This is a genomic window from Paenibacillus sp. B1-35, from assembly GCF_050474385.1.
GTDB lineage: Bacteria > Bacillota > Bacilli > Paenibacillales > Paenibacillaceae > Paenibacillus_B > Paenibacillus_B alvei.
The window spans coordinates 459,416-475,800 of sequence record NZ_JBCHVJ010000004.1 but is presented as its reverse complement, the minus strand read 5'-3'; the positions used below and the strand labels follow the sequence as shown (position 1 = coordinate 475,800).

The following is a 16,385-nucleotide window of genomic DNA, read 5'->3' as shown; positions in this document are numbered from 1 at the left end:
TCTTCATTGATCTGTAGGCAGCCCTTCTTAATTGGACGTTCTATGAAATGTACAGGTGCTATTTATAAGTTTTTCCCTGCATAAATACGCATGGATATTTTCATCGACACAATACCGATCACAAATGCAAGGATGCATGGAATCCATTGTTGAATTTCCTGCGGCAAAGGAAGTGTGAATGAAAGCGAAGCAGGTCGGGATTGGTACCATTTCATCACTACGGGAACGATAAATGGCGTTACAAAGACCACCATCATGGACACGAACTTCGTTCTCTCATAACCGTACTTATATTGCATCGGAATAAACACGCCGAAGTACAAGCTGATGAATAACAATGCGGTTCCTATGCCCGACAGGCTCAAACGGCTCAAGACCTGCGGTACGACAAGAGACGCAATCGTATAAATAACGAAAGCAATCACAAATATGGTGCAGATAAGCAGATACTTTGCTTGCACTAAAGCGTTGCGCGTATAAGGAGTGGCGCACAGAAGCGAAGCTCCTTTATATTTCTCCTCTGAAACTGATACCGAATTGAATAAGATAAATTCCATAAAGAGTACAGTGACTAAAAAGCTGATGCTTCCACTGTCATGCAGCTGCATCCGATAGGATAGGAAGAGCGGCCCGATAGCGGCGAACAGCAGCATGAACAGCAAATACTTCTTCGCAAGAATGAGATCCTTTTTGACAAGATTAATGAGCATGTCGATGTCCTCCTATATAAGCCAGCATAATTGCCTCGATGGACGGCTTCTCCATATGCACATTGCCCATGAGCTGTCGAACCTCTTGAATGTTGCGGGTTATCCCTTCAAATCCATATGCAGTTACTTGCAGGGATAAGAAGAGCGGTTCCGTCTGTTCATTGAGCAGCTTTTTGTCTCCCTTCACAAGTGCATGCGAATCCAGGAGCTCATCCTTGCCCGCGTGAAATAGGATGTCCCCTTGATCAATCATCAGGAGTGTGTCAGCGATTTTCTCCAAGTCAGACGTAATATGTGTGGAAAAAAATACACTCTTTCCTTCCTCGTTCATGAATTCCAATAGAAGCTCCATCAGTTCGCTTCGGACGAGTGGATCGAGGCCGCTTGTAGGCTCATCCATAATGAGCAGATCTGCATGATGCGACATCGCGAGCGCTATGGCGTATTTCATGCGCATACCTTTGGATAAGGTAGATATTTTCTGATTAAGCTTCAGGTTAAAGCGCTGGATATAACGTTGGAACACGGACTCATCCCAGTTGGTGTAGGCTGGAGCTAGGATGCTCTTCATTTCCGACAGCGTCATTTCATCATAAAAATAGCCTTCATCAAATACGATGCCGATGCGATTTTTCAGCTCGCACTCGTGCTTGTCCATTTCTTTGCCTAAAAACGATACGTTGCCGCCGTCCTTTTGAATGAGTCCTAAAATTGCTTTAATGGTTGTCGTTTTGCCAGAACCATTTGTGCCAATGAAGCCGGTAATACAGCCTTCTTGCAGGGCAAAGCTAATATTATTTAGACGAAAGTGTTCAAATTGGACATTTAGATTCTTAACTTCCAAATGGCTCATTGCTCTTCCTCCTCTACAAATAGCAGTTCCATCATTGCGTTTAGTTCTTCCTTAGGAATGCCTAGTGTTCGGGCCAGTTCCCATGCTTCAGCCAGCTTTGATTCCACAAGATGCCGTTTGGATTCTGCCAGCAGCTCTTGGCTCTCTGGCGCCACATACGAGCCCTTACCGGCTCTCGTCATGATAAACCCTTCTCCCTCCAATTCGGCGTATACTCGTTTTGTCGTCAACACGCTGACATGCAAGTCGTTTGCAAGCGAGCGAATGGAGGGAAGCAGTTCGCCTTCTTTCAGGTCGCCGCGCAGGATCGCATCCTTAATTTGATCCTTGATCTGTTGATATAAGGGAACATCGGATACGTTCTTAATAATAATGTTCATGAAATACCCTCTTTGCTCGAAACTGTGCATACTGTGTATTTATTGAATACACAGTATGCACAGTTATTACTTTACTCGAAAATGGAGTAAATATCAACTCCTCTCTGTGTAGAATGAGATCATTCATCTCCGCGCCGTATTCAGTTAAGAAGTTATGAAATAATAGAAAGTGGTTGTTAAGGTGTGTTAGGGCCATGTTAGTCGAGGAAATAAAGAGGCCTGCTGATAAACTCAGCAGGCCTCTTGTCTCATTACTTGCTATTATGATTTCATCCATTTCTTACGAATGGCGAATAATACAGAGCCTAGCATCACAAGCGCCAGACCAGCAAGCTGCATTGGCAGCGGGCTGTCTTCACCTGTTTTCGGGAGAACCTTGCCGGGTTTATCCTGTTTCCGGTTTGGTTCGCGAGTGTTGATTTGATCGCTGACGCTCTTATCTTTTACTTTGTCAGATGTTTCTTTATCTTTTGACTTGTCTTTTGAGCCGTTGTTGCTGCTTGGATTATCACCTTTGGTACTGCCCGAATCGTTATCCGAATTGTTTCCTGGTTTTTTGCCGGAATCCTCATTATTGCCGGGTTTATCGTCAGGTTGATTGCCTGTGTCCGTTTCCTTATTAGGCTTGTCGCCTGTTTCCTTGCCCGTTTCTTGGCCAGGTTCTTTATCGGAGCCGTCAATGATATGGCCTGGGATACTGTTATCTTCAGGCTTCTCTGGCTTACTTGGTTCCTCAGGTTTTATAGGTTTCTCATTTTCATTCCTTGTCGGTTCCTTCGGCTTCTCCTCATCGACATGAGGCTTTGGATCAATTGGTTGTTCTTGATCGATCGGCTCGATTGGCTTTAGAGCATTCTCGATAGTAACAAGTGCTTCTTGTTCACTCGCAATGGTGAACATCGTCAACTTCTTATCAATAAGATAGCCATCCGGAGCCTTAATCTCTTCGATATAGTAAGTGCCGGCCTTCAGATTCGGAATGAGAATAAGTCCATTCTTATCAGTAGTCTGAATCGAGAAAGGCTTTCCGTCCTTATCGAGTAGCAGCTGTTGGTTCTCATCGAGCAGGCGGAATTGAGCGCCTTCGAGTCCTTTATCAGCCTTGCCAGTTTCAATCTTCAAGAGCTTCAAGGAACCTGGAAGGGGTTCGCGTGAATTTTCGACAGTAACAAATGTTTCTTGTTCACTCGTAATGGTGAACATCGTCAATTTCTTATCAATGAGATAGCCAGTCGGAGCCTTAATCTCTTCGATATAGTAAGTGCCTGCCTTCAGATTCGGAATGAGAATAAGTCCATTCTTATCAGTAGTCTGAATCGAGAAAGGTTTTCCGTCCTTATCGAGTAGCGGCTGTTGGTTCTCATCGAGCAGGCGGAATTGAGCCCCTTTAAGTCTTTTATCAGTCTTACCGGTTTCAATCTTCAAGAGCTTTAAGGAACCTGGAAACTTTTCATTTTTGAATGTGAGTTCGATCTTGGTCGAATCTATAATATCAAATTTCAGTGGAGTCGCATTGAGCTTGTACCCTTTAGGTGCTGCCTTCTCCACAAATTGATAGCTTCCGATATCCAAATTGCCCGCGCTCACCTTACCGTCTATGCCGGTAATCAGTTTGTTGCGTACGACTTTACCCGTTTTCCTATCTTGAAGCTCGAACTCCGCTCCGGCAAGAGGAGAAGCAGGTTTGTTGTCATCAGCCTTTGTCAGTTCAACAGAGCCTTTAATTCGGTTGTTTGTCACGGTACCCGTTTTTTGCACGATTTGATTTTCATCAATTGTAAATGGAATTTCCTTATCTTCCTGCTTATAGCCGGCAGGAGCTTGAACCTCCACCAGCTTATATTGACCTGGCGGAAGATCCGTAAGCTTTAGCTTACCGTTCTTTTTCGTAGGAAGGTTCGTATATCCAACAACATCTGCATATCCGACCCCATCAAAACGCTGAAGCTTGAACACAGCGCCTTCAAGGAGCTTGGATCTATTTTCAGCATCTACCTTCGTGAGCTCATAATCCCTTACGATTTTGGTGTTCTTAATTGTGACGACCTGACCATCCTTGCTCAGAGTGATGACCTGCTCCGGTTTTTGCGGCAGCAAGTAGCCTGGAGGAGGGGCCATCTCTTTAACTTTGTATTGTCTAAATCGCAAATCGGTAAATGTCGCGATTCCGTCCTTGTCTGTCTCAGCCTCTTGCAGCAGGATTGTTCCCGATTTATCGTACAGCCCGAATTTCGCGCCTTCCAGCAGCGCTGCTGTAGCAGTATCGACTTTTTGGACTTTCAACTTACCGCGGCTGGAGGTGCTTGCTCCGCCTCCGGCTCCCGCGAATTCAACTTTGATGCTTGATGATCCGTTGCCGTTCACCGTTCCGGAGGATTGGCCTTCAAAGGATACCTTATTGCTTACATTCTCGCCATTATCGGCATCGATAAAGGATTGATACTCTAATACGTAAGCTTTATCTAGCTCTGTCTTGAAGGTAAGAGTAAGTTTGTTGCCCTCGGTCTTCCATTCCGCGATTTGTTCCAAATCCATTGGAGTGGAAGCCTTAGTCAAGGTTCCATTCTGTGACACGGTCGTTTTGTACAGCTTAATCGACTCTGGCACAAGCTTTTGGCTGCTTGACAGCGTATCCGTTAGAACAGAACCGGCCTTGATATGCGATTGGCTGCGGTTAATGTTGACGGTCCAGAACGCGATGTCCGACTTTTCCCCTTTACCTTGGACACCCGTTTTGGATACATATTCATCGCCGTATTTCGGTGTCACGGAAGCCTTGCCGTCGAACACTTTTTTGGAAGTAGATTTATCCTCCAACGTAGCACCGTTGCTGTAGGTCTTGACGACAGATTGATTTTTAAGGCTTGTCTTATACGTAATCCGGTAAGCCTTGTTGATTGGGTTGTTGAACGTTAATTCGAAGCCCGATTTATTATTTTCAGTTTTCTTTTCGATTGTATAATCGTTTATGGTGCTGCCTTCTTGAACTCCATTCGCGCCGCCTGACAAGATCAATTCGCGCACAGTCAAGGAGCCGTCAACAAATGTCTGCTCGCCTGTATAGAAGTCGCGAAGCACAGCTTGCCCGATGTGATGAAGGTTGTAGTTGATATCAATCGTCCACGTAATTTCCTTTGAGCGGGCATCATATTTACCTGTTTTATTCCCATTGTTCTTCGTATAGCCATCCGGAGTTACGGTATCTTCTTTATAGATAGGCTTCATATCTTTATTGTTTTCTTTCCAATTCAGGTTTGCGCCATTTGTGTAGCTAGCGTTATTTAGAACTGGATCGAATGCAGTCTGATACCGAATGACTAGACTCGAAGTAATGTTCGTTTTAAATGTAATCGTAAATCCGCTATGATAGCGGGTATTTGTAGGATCTGCTACATAATTTATCGTATAATCTTTATCTTTGGTAAATCCAGCAGCCTTTAAGCTATCCTCGAGGCTCTGCTGGTTTATAGTTAAGCCGTTCGTCTTGAATGTATCTTCAATGGTGATATTTTCCATCACCTTGTTGTCTTGATTCAAGCTGAGATACCAATCGATTGTTTTCTTGGCATAGTCAATACGTTCATGCCCCTTGAAGAAGATGACAGGGTAAATGTCCTTTGACGCCTCCTTGGAGGTGTTGTCGTGAATCGTGACTTTGTTTTTAATTGTTCCATTCTCATAAACTCGGTTAATGGATTTCGTCGAATACTCGATGGAATAAGCTTTCATTACTTTATCTTTGAATTGAAGCTTAAATCCGTCGGTTGTTTTTACAACTGTATATTCATCTTTGCCTACTTTTCTGACAACAGTTGCGTATCCGTTATCGTCAATAGACATTTCGTTTACGACGAATGAATCCTCGTTTAATTCTTGAACGGACGTGTCAAAAACATCGGCAATCCAAGCATTCGCTTGTTCGATTTCACGCTCGTTGTAATTATATTCAATTTTCCAATTGATCGTTTGCGTAGATGACGCATAGCCAGTAGATTGTTTCTCTAGCGGCTTGCTGAATCTTACATCCACATTCGAAGAAATCGTTAGTGGCTTATGATTGTCTCCAGTGATCTGAACAGCATTGGTATAGCGCTTATCTTCTGTCTTGGTAATCTTGGTGTTGTATTTCACGCGATAGGCATTATGTATATTGCCCAGCTCGATTTTGAAGCCATTGGCTTCGCGGACTGGTAGGTAAGCAACTTTCTCGGCTTCCTTAACGGTTCCATTCAATTGAACGTCAAGCTTATGTACCGTAATAGAGCTCATATCGATTTCCAAGCCGTCTGGCAGCATATCGGTAAAGACAGCGTTGTTCATATTGCCTTCGCTCGTATTGAAGTCCACAACCCACTCAATTTCCGTAGGATTGATTGTGCGATTGGCCGTTCCGCGCTTCGTGATTTCTTTGCTGTTTGGGTTTTTGTTGAAATGAATAGGGATTTCGAAGCTGGAGTCCCCTTGAATATCAAAGATGATTTCTTGCTGGGTTCCGCCTTCAAACTTTTTCTCGTCAAAATATCTCCATACAAAGAAATCGCCGACTAGCTCCTGGCCATCCTCAATTTCATCATTGAATGTAAACGTTACTTGTCCATTCGGTGTAATATCAAAGGTACCGTATTCGATTCCGCCTTTATTCAAAGGTTGATTTGTAATCGGAGCGGACAACTGGAACTTGTCTGGAAGCTGAAATGTGAAGGTTGAGCCAGCGCCGTAATGGTGACCGGCTGGAAGCTTCCAAGTATAGTCTATCTTCACGTATTCATTTAGATTTGGACGAATAGACGAAATATTATTCCCCTTCGCATCTGTTATGGATACAGAAGCAAGGATATTGTCCGTAATTGCCCCGTAGGTGACCTTCGTCACGCTGCTAGGATCTTTTCCACTGTTAGGATCCTTGCCATAGGTGAGGTCGGTTACGCTTGCGACATTACGATCTCCGGTATTGAAGAATGTATTCGGCAACCCATCATACGCTTGAACAAGCGTGGGAGGCAGAACAAGATTCAACATAATAGCGACTATGAAAAGACCGTATAATGTCTTTCTAAGGTAGTTCATGCTTAGAATCTCCTATTTTTTAAATTTTTAGCAACTGAATTATTTTCTACTAAATGATTCAGTTTTGTCAAACTTCATGAAACTTTCAGAAAGTGTTTTCTGACATGTGAAATTACCCAGCAAAATGGGATGTTAAACAGATTTAATTTCACTTTTTTATGGAGAAAAGCAAAAAAGGAGGAAAAGTGGGTGTTTATGCATCGATAAGGAAATGAATCCTAATTGCATAAGCTGGAGAAACATAAAAAGTCCCGATAAATCATCGGGACGATAAAGAAATCTATCAAATACTCGATCAAGCTTGCTAGATGGCGGATTCGTTAGACGTAAACGCTCCCCTTAGCCAATGCTTATACCAATCTACAATTTCCTTGCTGGGAGCTGCATCATACTCTTCTTCCAGCTTGCAAGTCAGGAGATTGAACTGCTTGCGTACTTCAGACGCATGATGCAATGACGCATAAATGTTCATCAGTGCGAAGTAGCCATGCTCCATGTGAGGGAATTTGTCTATTATTTGGCGATAGATCAGTATGGCCTCTGAGTGCTGACCTTGAGATACGTAATATTGAGCGATTGCTTCCGTATGATTCAGCCAAATGGTACGGATACGTTCCCATTCATACTCAGCCCATGCATAGCGGTGCTCTTCTAAATAATCACCAGCGTATGCATTCATAATGCAAAGATGCCGGGGCAAGTTATCCGCATCCAAGGGAGGTGCCTCACGTACAGAGCATTCCCATTCTTCTACATCAAGCTTTAGCGCACCCCAAGCCAGACGATATCCATCGTCCTTATACTTCACTTCTAAATCAAGCTCTGCGGACTTGATCATTTTCCGGATCTGATAAATAGCGGTATGCAGCTGCGTCGTGGCGCGTTCCGTATCATACTTCGGCCAGAGCAAATCCATTAGTATTTGCTTATTCACGGTCTTCTCTCGGTAATAGAGCAGGTATGCGAACAGTTCTTGAGCCTTCAGTGTTTTCCATGGGAAGCGCTGTGCGGTTCCTGCTGCATTCACATAGTGGAGGCTTTGCAGGCAGCATAGTGTTGGTTTGGGAGTATTCACATTGGCAGCAGTACGTTCCCCAGCAGGGGGATTGGACAGCGTGAGCCGCTGCAATGTTAAGGCAAGCCGATTGTGATGCACGGGCTTTAATAAGTAATCAAGTGCATTGAGCTCAAATGCTTTGACCGCATACTCTTGATAGGCAGTAACAAATATAATATGAAGCTGGGGATGGATTTGCAGCAGACGTTCTGCTAGTTCGAATCCATTAATCTCAGGCATTTCTATATCTAAGAATGCGACGTGAAGCGACTCATGCTGAGCGATATCGATTGCATCACAGGGGTTGGAGCAGGTGATGATTCGCTCGATTTTATTTCGTCCGATTTGTTCGGTAAGCAGCTTTTCCATTTTCTTTAGAGCGAGTCGCTCATCATCAACAATTATGGCATGCAGTCCCATTGTCAAGATAGCCCCCATTCTATTTCTATACTGAACATGCAGAAGGAAGAATACTCGGAATATCTACGTAAGAATATGAAGAAGACTTCGCAAATAAAAAACGGCGGTTTAAAAGTTCAGGTGCTTATGTTCCAGCATATCCCGCATATTAATAGACTTCAAGCTGGGAAGAGATTCGACAAGTGTGCAGCTTTTCCAATCTTCCATCAGTATGTATCCGCGCCGCACTAATGCAAAGATCGTATTAGTGGTACAATGCCATTCGGGGATTGCTTTACTGCCAGAAGCCCCTTCGATTATAGCGGCACCTTGAAATGTCCAACATCCTCCACTCCAGCGAATGAGCCGTCCGCCATGCTTACGTGCTTGCTCAAGTGCTTCTTGTTGAATGATGGATAATAGCATGTTCGTATTCCTCCAGCAATCATAGTCTTACTCGATACTTCTATTAGAACATATGAGGCTGAACAAAATCTGAATTCGAAGGATCGAGATATCAAGAAATAGCGAGACGATGGCTAACTTGCTTGATCAACGAAGATACAAAAGAGCCGGCTCCCCAAGAACCGGCTCTATCTCTTGATATGCTGCTGGAAAATGGAATATGGGTTATATCCGGCGATGTTTGCAGTGGCGAATTAGTCGAGATTAACCCATACAGTCTTTACTTCGGTGTAATTGTCTAGGGCGTAGGAACCCATTTCGCGTCCGATGCCGGACTGCTTGTAGCCGCCGAACGGAGCGGCTGCATCGAATACGTTGTAACAGTTCACCCATACCGTGCCTGCTCTGAGCTTGCTTGCGATGTAATGGGCACTCTTCAAATCCTGTGTCCATACGCCGGCTGCCAGCCCATAGTCTGATTGATTGGCCTGTTCAATCAAGTCATCCAGTGTATCATAAGGCAGTGCGGCCACAACTGGACCGAAAATTTCTTCGCGGGCAATCGTCATTTTCGGATCGACCTGTGCAAAGACGGTAGGCTCGACGAAGTAACCTTGATTGTAAGGGACTGATCCGCCCGTCACTAATTCGGCGCCGGCTGCCCTGCCTGCTTCGATATAGCGCCGGACAACCTCATGCTGCTCAGAGGATACGAGCGGCCCCATTTCCGTCTCGAGATCCAAGCCGGCACCTACACGAATTCGTTTCGCTTCGGAAGCGAGATCGGCAACGACGTTGTCATAGAGCTTTTTCTGCACGAAGAGGCGCGAGCCGGCAGAGCATACTTGTCCCTGGTTGAAGGTAATGCCGCGAAGTGCTCCCGGCACGGCGCGCGACAAATCAGCGTCAGGCAAAATAATATTCGGCGATTTTCCTCCAAGCTCAAGTGTCACCTTTTTTAAGGTGTTGGCAGATTCGCGCATTATGGATTTTCCTACAACGGTTGAGCCTGTGAAGGCGATCTTATCGACGAGGTTATGCTGGACAAGCGGTGCGCCGGCGGTTTCCCCAAAGCCTGGAATGACGTTCACGACGCCTGGCGGGAATCCAGCTTCTTGAATCAGCTGCGCGAGGTATAGAGCAGACAGCGGCGTTTGCTCAGCAGGCTTTAGAACGACGGTGCAGCCGGTAGCCAGAGCAGCGCCCAGCTTCCAAGCAGCCATCAGCAGCGGGAAATTCCACGGGATGATTTGGCCGACGACGCCGACAGGCTCATGTCTTGTATAGGTGAGGAAGTTGCCTGCGGTTGGAATCGTTTGTCCAACGATTTTAGTCGCCCATCCCGCGTAGTAACGGAAATGCTCAATCGTAAGCGGGAGATCGGCAGCAAGTGTTTCACGCAGCGGCTTGCCGTTGTCCAGCGTTTCTAGCTGCGCGAGTTCTTGCTTGTTCGCTTCAATTAAGTCTGCCAGCTTGTAAATGAGGCGGCTGCGATCTGCTCCGCTTAGACGCGACCATTGTCCATGATCGAAGGCGTCGCGGGCCGCTCGAACGGCTCTATCGACATCCTCTTCCCGCGCTTCAGCCACGACAGCAAGAACTTCTCCCGTTGCAGGATTAAGAGAGGAGAATACGTTATTTTGTGCGGCTTCCACCCATTCCCCGTTGATGAACAGCTTTTTCGTGCCTTGCAAGAATGCTTCTACCTTAGGACTGATCTGAATCTGTGACAAGACGCAATCACTCCTTCTACTTGGAATTGGTACATTGGTTAATAACTTGTACATTACATATGTATTCTAGTGCTGTGCGAATCATGCCCATTGCTGGTATGTACGTCAAGGAGGTAGATTTTACCTGATTGTGGCGTGTACATAAATATAGGAAAAACAGGCTTTCTATGAAAAAATGAGTTATTATTAAGGGAGATGAGAGAGTGATAGAGATAATCATTTTCGATCACCATCTTGTCATTTTGCAGGGAAAGAGGGAGCTTCATGAAAAAGAAATTACTTATCAGTTCGTTGATGTCTATGCTGGTAGCTTCTACACTGCTGTTCCCGCAGCAGTCAGAGGTTGCAGCAGCGGCGGCAGGAAATAGCCAGGCTTCGACGAAAACCAAAATTATGCTGGATGGTTATCCGCTTGAGTTTGCTGCTGAACCCGTCATTGTACAGGGAAGCACGATGGTTCCGTTCCGTGGCATTGCTGAGGCGCTTAATATTGAGGTATTGTGGAATGCCAAGAGTAAGACAGTAACAGCGAATCAAGCGACTGCTGAGGGGAAAAAGGTAGTAGTTCTTCAATTAAATCAGAAGAAAGCTAAGGTCAGCGGAAAAGAGGTAGAATTGGCAGCGGCGCCATTTTCACGAGCAGGCACCACGTATATTCCCCTTAGCTTCTTTAGCAAGCAGTTCGGTGCACAAGTATCTTGGGATCAGAAGAGTCGGGTTGTTGCACTTCAATCCCCGCCGAAGAAGATGTACAGCTTGGCTTTCTATGCGCTGAAATCCTTCGGCGAGCGTCAGTACATTCCTCAATTTGACTCGGTTGCATTTGGCTGGGCACGGCTTCAGGACGATGGGACGATTACAACAAGCGGTTCCGAGTACAACTGGCCTCAAGCTGCAGGGGATATCACTCCTGAGAGTATATTGGATAAGGCCAAGCAGGATGGAACGAGTCCGTATTTGATGGTATTTTCGACTGACAGGAAAAATGAGCTGACGAAAATGCTTGAAGATGCGGCGCTGCGAGACAAGGCGATTGAAGACATTATGAAGCTTGTCGCAGACAAGGGATTTTCCGGTATTGTGCTCGACTTCGAAGGTTTGGGTCTGTCTGGCGATATCGAAAAAGCGAAGCGGGACTATAATGAGTTCGTTATCGGCTTGTCCAAACAGGCCAAAGCAGCGAACATCAAGCTGTCTCTGGCGCTTCATCCGTTGAATGGAGCTTATAAAGGATACGACTACAAGACACTTTCGACAGCGGCGGATGATCTCATTATTATGGCGTATGAATATACGAGAGGGAAAGTTCCGGAGCCGTTGGACAAGGTGAATGAGGCAATTAAGCTTGCTCTGAAGGAAGTGCCGAAGGAGAAGCTGATATTAGGCATTTCCACTTGGAGTGAGAATGAGAAGACGATTAGCAGCGTGATTGGACTAGCTAAACGCTATCAGTTGAAGGGAACGGCATTGTGGAGATTAGGGCTCATTGGGGAAGCATCCAAGGCGCAGATTGACAAAAATGTGATTCCGTTAAAATCCTAAATTCTAGTTACGAGAAAAAACAGCCATTATTTATGCTTATGATATAAATGTATTTACTTGAAGATAGCTGATTTATTCAAAATAGCCGGCCTTATGGCCGGTTATTTGCGTTGGCAACGTTAGCAATACAGGTGCAAATAAAAGCCGTGTCATCTGTATCATCACGAAACCGGGAAGCAAAGTTGCCCTCCCGGTTTGCTTTCGTACGATTAATGACACGTTACTTCGGGGAACTCATTGTTGGCACCCTTTAGAAGGTGTCCCCCGATTCCTTTACGCTGCTGTTCCTTCATTTCAGCGAGTTTATCGGCCTTCAGGAACATGGCGGGCTTGCTGCTAAGTGGATTCATGTCCAGCTCATAGAGGGAGCCATCCATATTAACAGCTGCGCTTACGCGACCATTTATGTTCAGCACGTTGAAGGCAGTTGCGCCCCGAAGGAATGTCCCATGACAGTCTTGTCCATGTCGATAGTTCCTGTTAGCGGGCTTGAAATATGACCGGCATTCAAGCTGTCAAACTGACGAATGACAAAGTTCAGCCTAAGTAATGAAGATTAAAAAGAAGCCGGCAGTTGGTGTAAGATTCGTTTAAAAGTCTGTGTTTCAGCAATTTCAATATTTGTTCAGAATCTAGAACAAAGACGGCTAATGTCACTTTTTTGACGAATCAAGGGATCTTTATGAATCAGATGTGTACAAGCCATTTAGTTGCATGTTACCATAGACATATAACTGTTACATTTGGATAATGGCAAACCCTAGCGAAAGCAGGGGACGCAAAGCCACGGGTCTAATGCATTTACACAATGCGATGACAGCCGGGTTGCCCTAATTGCAATATGAGCGTCTATTTAAGTGCGCCGCCATTAGGGTGGCGCTTTTTTGTACGTATGAAGAAGCGCCCCTGGTGTTCATCTCATTCGAGCGGACAACGTCAAAGAATGGGAGATGGTAAGGATGCGGACACGTTGTACAGCAACAAAAGACAACAACGCAACGATTCAACAACAAAATAAACCATGGCTAGCTTGCGGAAAGCGCCGAATAACGATGCTGGTTAGCGCATCAATGCTGTTCGGGATGTTCATTTCTCAGCCTGCCCTCTATGCAGCAGATAAGCTGAGCGGAAGCGGGACCCCTTCCTTGGAAAAAGTGAATGCGCCTCAGACAGCAGCAATCAATGTCCAAGGCGTTTCGATGGGCATGAGCGAGAAGCAACTCATTGAGCGATTGGGCCAACCTGCTCGCAAAGACCTTAGTGAATATGGCTTTCAGTGGTATATTTACAATCAGGATTATAAGCAGTATGTACAGGTAGGTGTACGCAATCATGAGGTTGTGGCCCTATACACAAATGCAAAGGGAAGCTATGGCGGCATTGGATTCGGTGCGACGAAGCAGGAAGTTGCAGCAGCCTTTGGGACGTCGCTTAGCAGTATTAAAAAAGGAAATACGATCTATCATTACAGGGACAACGGTGGGAAATACAGCCTGCACAAGGTTGGCAATGCGTATGCAACCGTGTTCTATGATTTGAATCAGCGCGGTACAGTAACGGCTGTCCAATTTATCTCTGAAGAGGTGGAGCTGTCATTCAAAGGCTATTTTGGTACGCCTAGCGAGCAATTGCGGACAAGCTTCGAACAGCAGGTTTTCGATCTTGCAAATGCGGTTCGCGTCCGCAATGGTGAGAAGCCGCTGCAGTGGAATGATAAAATTGCCGGAACAGCGCGCAAGCATAGTGGAGACATGGGACGGAGAAACTTTTTCGATCATAACAATCCAGATGGCAAGTCTCCATTCGATCGGATAAAGGCAGACGGAATCGTGTATAAGTCAGCAGGAGAGAATATAGCAGCCGGGCAGACTAGCGCGATTTTTGTCCATGAGAACTGGATGAATTCAAAGGGCCATCGCGCCAATATTTTGGGAGGCTTCTCTAGCATTGGTGTGGGGGTATATTTCGGAGGCCCATCGAAAGTTTACTATACGCAGAACTTCTTTACGCCGCAAAGCTAGTTAATAGAATCATGAATCATGAAAAGCGCCGCATTCATATACTGAAGGCGGCGCTTTTTTCTGCAAACTTATTGCAGCGTGTTGTCCATAACAGCCTTGACGATCAGTCGATGGGTAGCCGTATCGATCGGTTCGCAAGTAATCAATGTCAATTCCCGTGCATCCGGATTCTGATCCAGAACGGACAGATCCTCCGGTACGACGACGGATTTCGACTGTACGGTGTAGGTATACGTTTGTTCGGCTGTTTCCAGCTGAATCTTATCCCCTGCTGTTAACTCATCCAGTCTATTGAAATGCCTGCCGAAGGTCAGGCTGCGGTGACTTGCCAATACGAAGTTGCCGAGCTCTCCCGGCATTCTTCCAGGCACCACAATTCCGCTTCCCACCTTAAGAGAAGCCGGAGTAGCCCCTTCCACCATAGGTTCGCGCAAATCAATTTTCGCTATAGAAATCGTGCCGTACACATGCAGACCATCTATGACTTTCGGTTGGAGCTTCTTCTTCCCGGCGGCCGGATCGCTCTCTGATGTTGAGGACACAGGAATGATATCCTGAGGGAGATTGTCCCATTCGGTAAGCAAGCGAAGCTCTCTTTGCTGTTCATTGTATTCGTTCCACTTGGGAAACAGGATAAGAGCTAATCCGGTCAGCAGTAACAATAGCGCTGCAGCGCCGATCAACCGTGATAGTATTAATCTCTTCTTTGAAATAAGAGGCACCCCCTTACTGTTGCATTCGTGCCTCTATTGTACCGTATGCGAAGACTTATTTTCCACGACTGACCATGAGGAAATACAGATTTATTTGTTCTTTCCTTCTCGTTTTTGCATGAGTGCTTTATGTATCCAGATCGCAGCTTGTGATCCCTCGCCCAATGCGATTGTAACCTGCTCGGAATGCACGCCTATATCTCCGGCCGCCCATACATTCGGTACATTGGTCATTTTTGTACGGGGATCTACGATGATATGCTTATTTTCGAGACGCTCTACGCCGATCTGTTCAGCCAGCGAGGAACGCACTTCATTGCCGCCAAAAGCAACGAACCCGCGCTCACCGTTTATCGTTCTGCCATCGGTGAGCTTCACGCCGCTGAAGATACCTTCTTCCTCGCATAAAATAGAATCGATACCTTCATTAACTAGCTCTATATGATGCTCAGCTAACAACTCCATGTGTTCCATGGATAAGGGCTTCTGCTCATGATTAATATAAATGAGGTCGGAAGTCCAATATGATAGCGTTAGCGCCATATTCGCCCCAGTAGGGCCTGAACCCATTACGATAGTGCGGCGGCCAGCTACCTCATAGCCGTCGCAATCTGGGCATACATATACGGTAAGCCCAAGACAAGGCATGAGATGAGGCAAGGGCGGGAGTCTATCCATAATTCCGGTTGCCAGTAACAGTGTTGATGCTGCAAATTGACCATTCTCCAGTGTATTCACAAGAAAACCCTGTGAGTCATCGCGCGAAAGCTGTATCACGGTATCCTTCAAGAAGGATATGCCGAGAGATTTAGCATGCTGTTTCCCGAGAAGGCGAAGCTGTTCGCCAGATACTCCATCAGGCCATCCAAGAATGTTATGGTAGGAACGGCAGATCGTCGACCTGCCGTTCTCATTATCAATGAGCAGTACGCGATGCTGATATCTGCCTAACTGAATGGCAGCTTGAAGACCTGCAATGCCACCACCAATAATAATGCTTTCATAGCACATGTTGGGACACCTTTCTATAATTCAGCTTTTGAAGCGAATGGATGGTTTCTTTTATGCTCTGGCAGTTATTCATTGCTTCCATTCTGCTTCGTCAAATTTTCCTGTGCCAAGCGAATCATCTCTCTCACCATCGATCCACCAATTCTTCCTCCTACTCGACCCGCGTCTTCAGTAGACAGTTGCCCATTGTAGCCTTCCTGCAAAGGGACGCCTAGTTCCTTGGCCACCTCATATTTCACATCATTCGGCCGACTCGGATCGACGGCAAATCCCTCACGGCGCATGACTTCGGCTTTGAAGGCATTGACGCTTTGTTCCGCACCTGTAACCAGCAGCTTACGGCGGCTTCTTCGTGACATACAAATAACCTCCTGTTTAGAACTTGTAGATAAGTGCTCTTCGTAAGTTTCCCTCTAAACTAGAATTTATGTGGAAAGGAAAAGGAAAGCAGCATGGTGATGGATAAATCATCCATCACCATGCGTTTCATTGGG

The 16,385-nt window shown here is 45.8% G+C and carries 13 protein-coding genes and 1 riboswitch; of the genes, 2 read left to right on the top strand and 11 right to left on the bottom strand.

The window, feature by feature from the left end:
* Nucleotides 1-62 precede the first annotated feature (62 nt).
* The 7 genes from ACQ5BJ_RS16345 to ACQ5BJ_RS16315 all read right to left on the bottom strand — a co-directional run bounded on the left by ACQ5BJ_RS16345 (nt 63) and on the right by ACQ5BJ_RS16315 (nt 10,658).
* Nucleotides 63-710: an ABC-2 transporter permease gene (locus ACQ5BJ_RS16345; RefSeq protein ID WP_005543711.1), complete on the bottom strand. Its 648-nt coding sequence runs from the start codon at nt 708-710 to the stop codon at nt 63-65.
* A complete protein-coding gene (locus ACQ5BJ_RS16340) occupies nt 700-1,563 on the bottom strand; it encodes an ABC transporter ATP-binding protein (protein WP_430111532.1) in 864 nt (287 codons plus the stop codon). The genes ACQ5BJ_RS16345 and ACQ5BJ_RS16340 overlap by 11 nt, the downstream gene beginning before the upstream one ends.
* On the bottom strand, nt 1,560-1,943 hold the full coding sequence (locus tag ACQ5BJ_RS16335) for a GntR family transcriptional regulator (protein WP_005543707.1): 384 nt from the start codon (nt 1,941-1,943) through the stop codon (nt 1,560-1,562). Before ACQ5BJ_RS16335 ends, ACQ5BJ_RS16340 begins: the two co-directional genes overlap by 4 nt.
* A gap of 261 nt (nt 1,944-2,204) precedes the next feature.
* Nucleotides 2,205-7,010 (bottom strand): SpaA isopeptide-forming pilin-related protein, encoded by a 4,806-nt coding sequence (locus tag ACQ5BJ_RS16330; RefSeq protein WP_430111530.1) that lies wholly within the window; start codon nt 7,008-7,010, stop codon nt 2,205-2,207.
* Between the two features lie 304 nt (nt 7,011-7,314).
* A complete protein-coding gene (locus ACQ5BJ_RS16325; protein WP_430111601.1) occupies nt 7,315-8,487 on the bottom strand; it encodes a response regulator in 1,173 nt (390 codons plus the stop codon).
* 108 nt (nt 8,488-8,595) lie between these two features.
* Nucleotides 8,596-8,892 (bottom strand): hypothetical protein, encoded by a 297-nt coding sequence (locus tag ACQ5BJ_RS16320; protein ID WP_005543703.1) that lies wholly within the window; start codon nt 8,890-8,892, stop codon nt 8,596-8,598.
* A gap of 233 nt (nt 8,893-9,125) precedes the next feature.
* On the bottom strand, nt 9,126-10,658 hold the full coding sequence (locus ACQ5BJ_RS16315) for an aldehyde dehydrogenase family protein (RefSeq protein WP_372515316.1): 1,533 nt from the start codon (nt 10,656-10,658) through the stop codon (nt 9,126-9,128).
* A gap of 210 nt (nt 10,659-10,868) precedes the next feature.
* On the opposite strand from ACQ5BJ_RS16315, the gene ACQ5BJ_RS16310 reads away from it, so the two are divergent.
* Nucleotides 10,869-12,146: a stalk domain-containing protein gene (locus ACQ5BJ_RS16310; RefSeq protein WP_163980001.1), complete on the top strand. Its 1,278-nt coding sequence runs from the start codon at nt 10,869-10,871 to the stop codon at nt 12,144-12,146.
* Between the two features lie 209 nt (nt 12,147-12,355).
* Here ACQ5BJ_RS16310 and ACQ5BJ_RS16305 read toward each other — a convergent pair whose 3' ends face one another.
* Nucleotides 12,356-12,562: a hypothetical protein gene (locus ACQ5BJ_RS16305; protein WP_430111528.1), complete on the bottom strand. Its 207-nt coding sequence runs from the start codon at nt 12,560-12,562 to the stop codon at nt 12,356-12,358.
* 326 nt (nt 12,563-12,888) lie between these two features.
* A riboswitch (cyclic di-GMP riboswitch) is annotated at nt 12,889-12,979 on the top strand.
* Between the two features lie 126 nt (nt 12,980-13,105).
* Between ACQ5BJ_RS16305 and ACQ5BJ_RS16300 the strand changes: the two genes are divergently transcribed.
* Nucleotides 13,106-14,167, top strand: a complete 1,062-nt coding sequence (locus tag ACQ5BJ_RS16300) for a CAP domain-containing protein (RefSeq protein WP_005543700.1) — start codon at nt 13,106-13,108, stop codon at nt 14,165-14,167.
* 68 nt (nt 14,168-14,235) lie between these two features.
* Here ACQ5BJ_RS16300 and ACQ5BJ_RS16295 read toward each other — a convergent pair whose 3' ends face one another.
* The 3 genes from ACQ5BJ_RS16295 to ACQ5BJ_RS16285 form a co-directional block, all read right to left on the bottom strand.
* Entirely contained in the window at nt 14,236-14,889 is a 654-nt protein-coding gene (locus tag ACQ5BJ_RS16295; RefSeq protein ID WP_268599373.1) for a class D sortase, read from the bottom strand.
* Nucleotides 14,890-14,970: 81 nt separating this feature from the next.
* Entirely contained in the window at nt 14,971-15,891 is a 921-nt protein-coding gene (locus tag ACQ5BJ_RS16290; protein ID WP_268599372.1) for an NAD(P)/FAD-dependent oxidoreductase, read from the bottom strand.
* Nucleotides 15,892-15,956: 65 nt separating this feature from the next.
* A complete protein-coding gene (locus tag ACQ5BJ_RS16285; protein WP_005543696.1) occupies nt 15,957-16,250 on the bottom strand; it encodes an alpha/beta-type small acid-soluble spore protein in 294 nt (97 codons plus the stop codon).
* Between the last annotated feature and the right edge of the window lie 135 nt (nt 16,251-16,385).

Coding starts and splice junctions, on each gene's coding strand:
- ACQ5BJ_RS16335 (WP_005543707.1), bottom strand. CDS start 1,943: ATGAACATTATTATTAAGAACGTATCCGATGTTCCCTTATATCAACAG.
- ACQ5BJ_RS16300 (WP_005543700.1), top strand. CDS start 13,106: ATGCGGACACGTTGTACAGCAACAAAAGACAACAACGCAACGATTCAA.
- ACQ5BJ_RS16290 (WP_268599372.1), bottom strand. CDS start 15,891: ATGTGCTATGAAAGCATTATTATTGGTGGTGGCATTGCAGGTCTTCAA.
- ACQ5BJ_RS16285 (WP_005543696.1), bottom strand. CDS start 16,250: ATGTCACGAAGAAGCCGCCGTAAGCTGCTGGTTACAGGTGCGGAACAA.
- ACQ5BJ_RS16325 (WP_430111601.1), bottom strand. CDS start 8,487: ATGGGACTGCATGCCATAATTGTTGATGATGAGCGACTCGCTCTAAAG.
- ACQ5BJ_RS16340 (WP_430111532.1), bottom strand. CDS start 1,563: ATGAGCCATTTGGAAGTTAAGAATCTAAATGTCCAATTTGAACACTTT.
- ACQ5BJ_RS16330 (WP_430111530.1), bottom strand. CDS start 7,010: ATGAACTACCTTAGAAAGACATTATACGGTCTTTTCATAGTCGCTATT.
- ACQ5BJ_RS16320 (WP_005543703.1), bottom strand. CDS start 8,892: ATGCTATTATCCATCATTCAACAAGAAGCACTTGAGCAAGCACGTAAG.
- ACQ5BJ_RS16310 (WP_163980001.1), top strand. CDS start 10,869: ATGAAAAAGAAATTACTTATCAGTTCGTTGATGTCTATGCTGGTAGCT.
- ACQ5BJ_RS16345 (WP_005543711.1), bottom strand. CDS start 710: ATGCTCATTAATCTTGTCAAAAAGGATCTCATTCTTGCGAAGAAGTAT.
- ACQ5BJ_RS16315 (WP_372515316.1), bottom strand. CDS start 10,658: ATGTACAAGTTATTAACCAATGTACCAATTCCAAGTAGAAGGAGTGAT.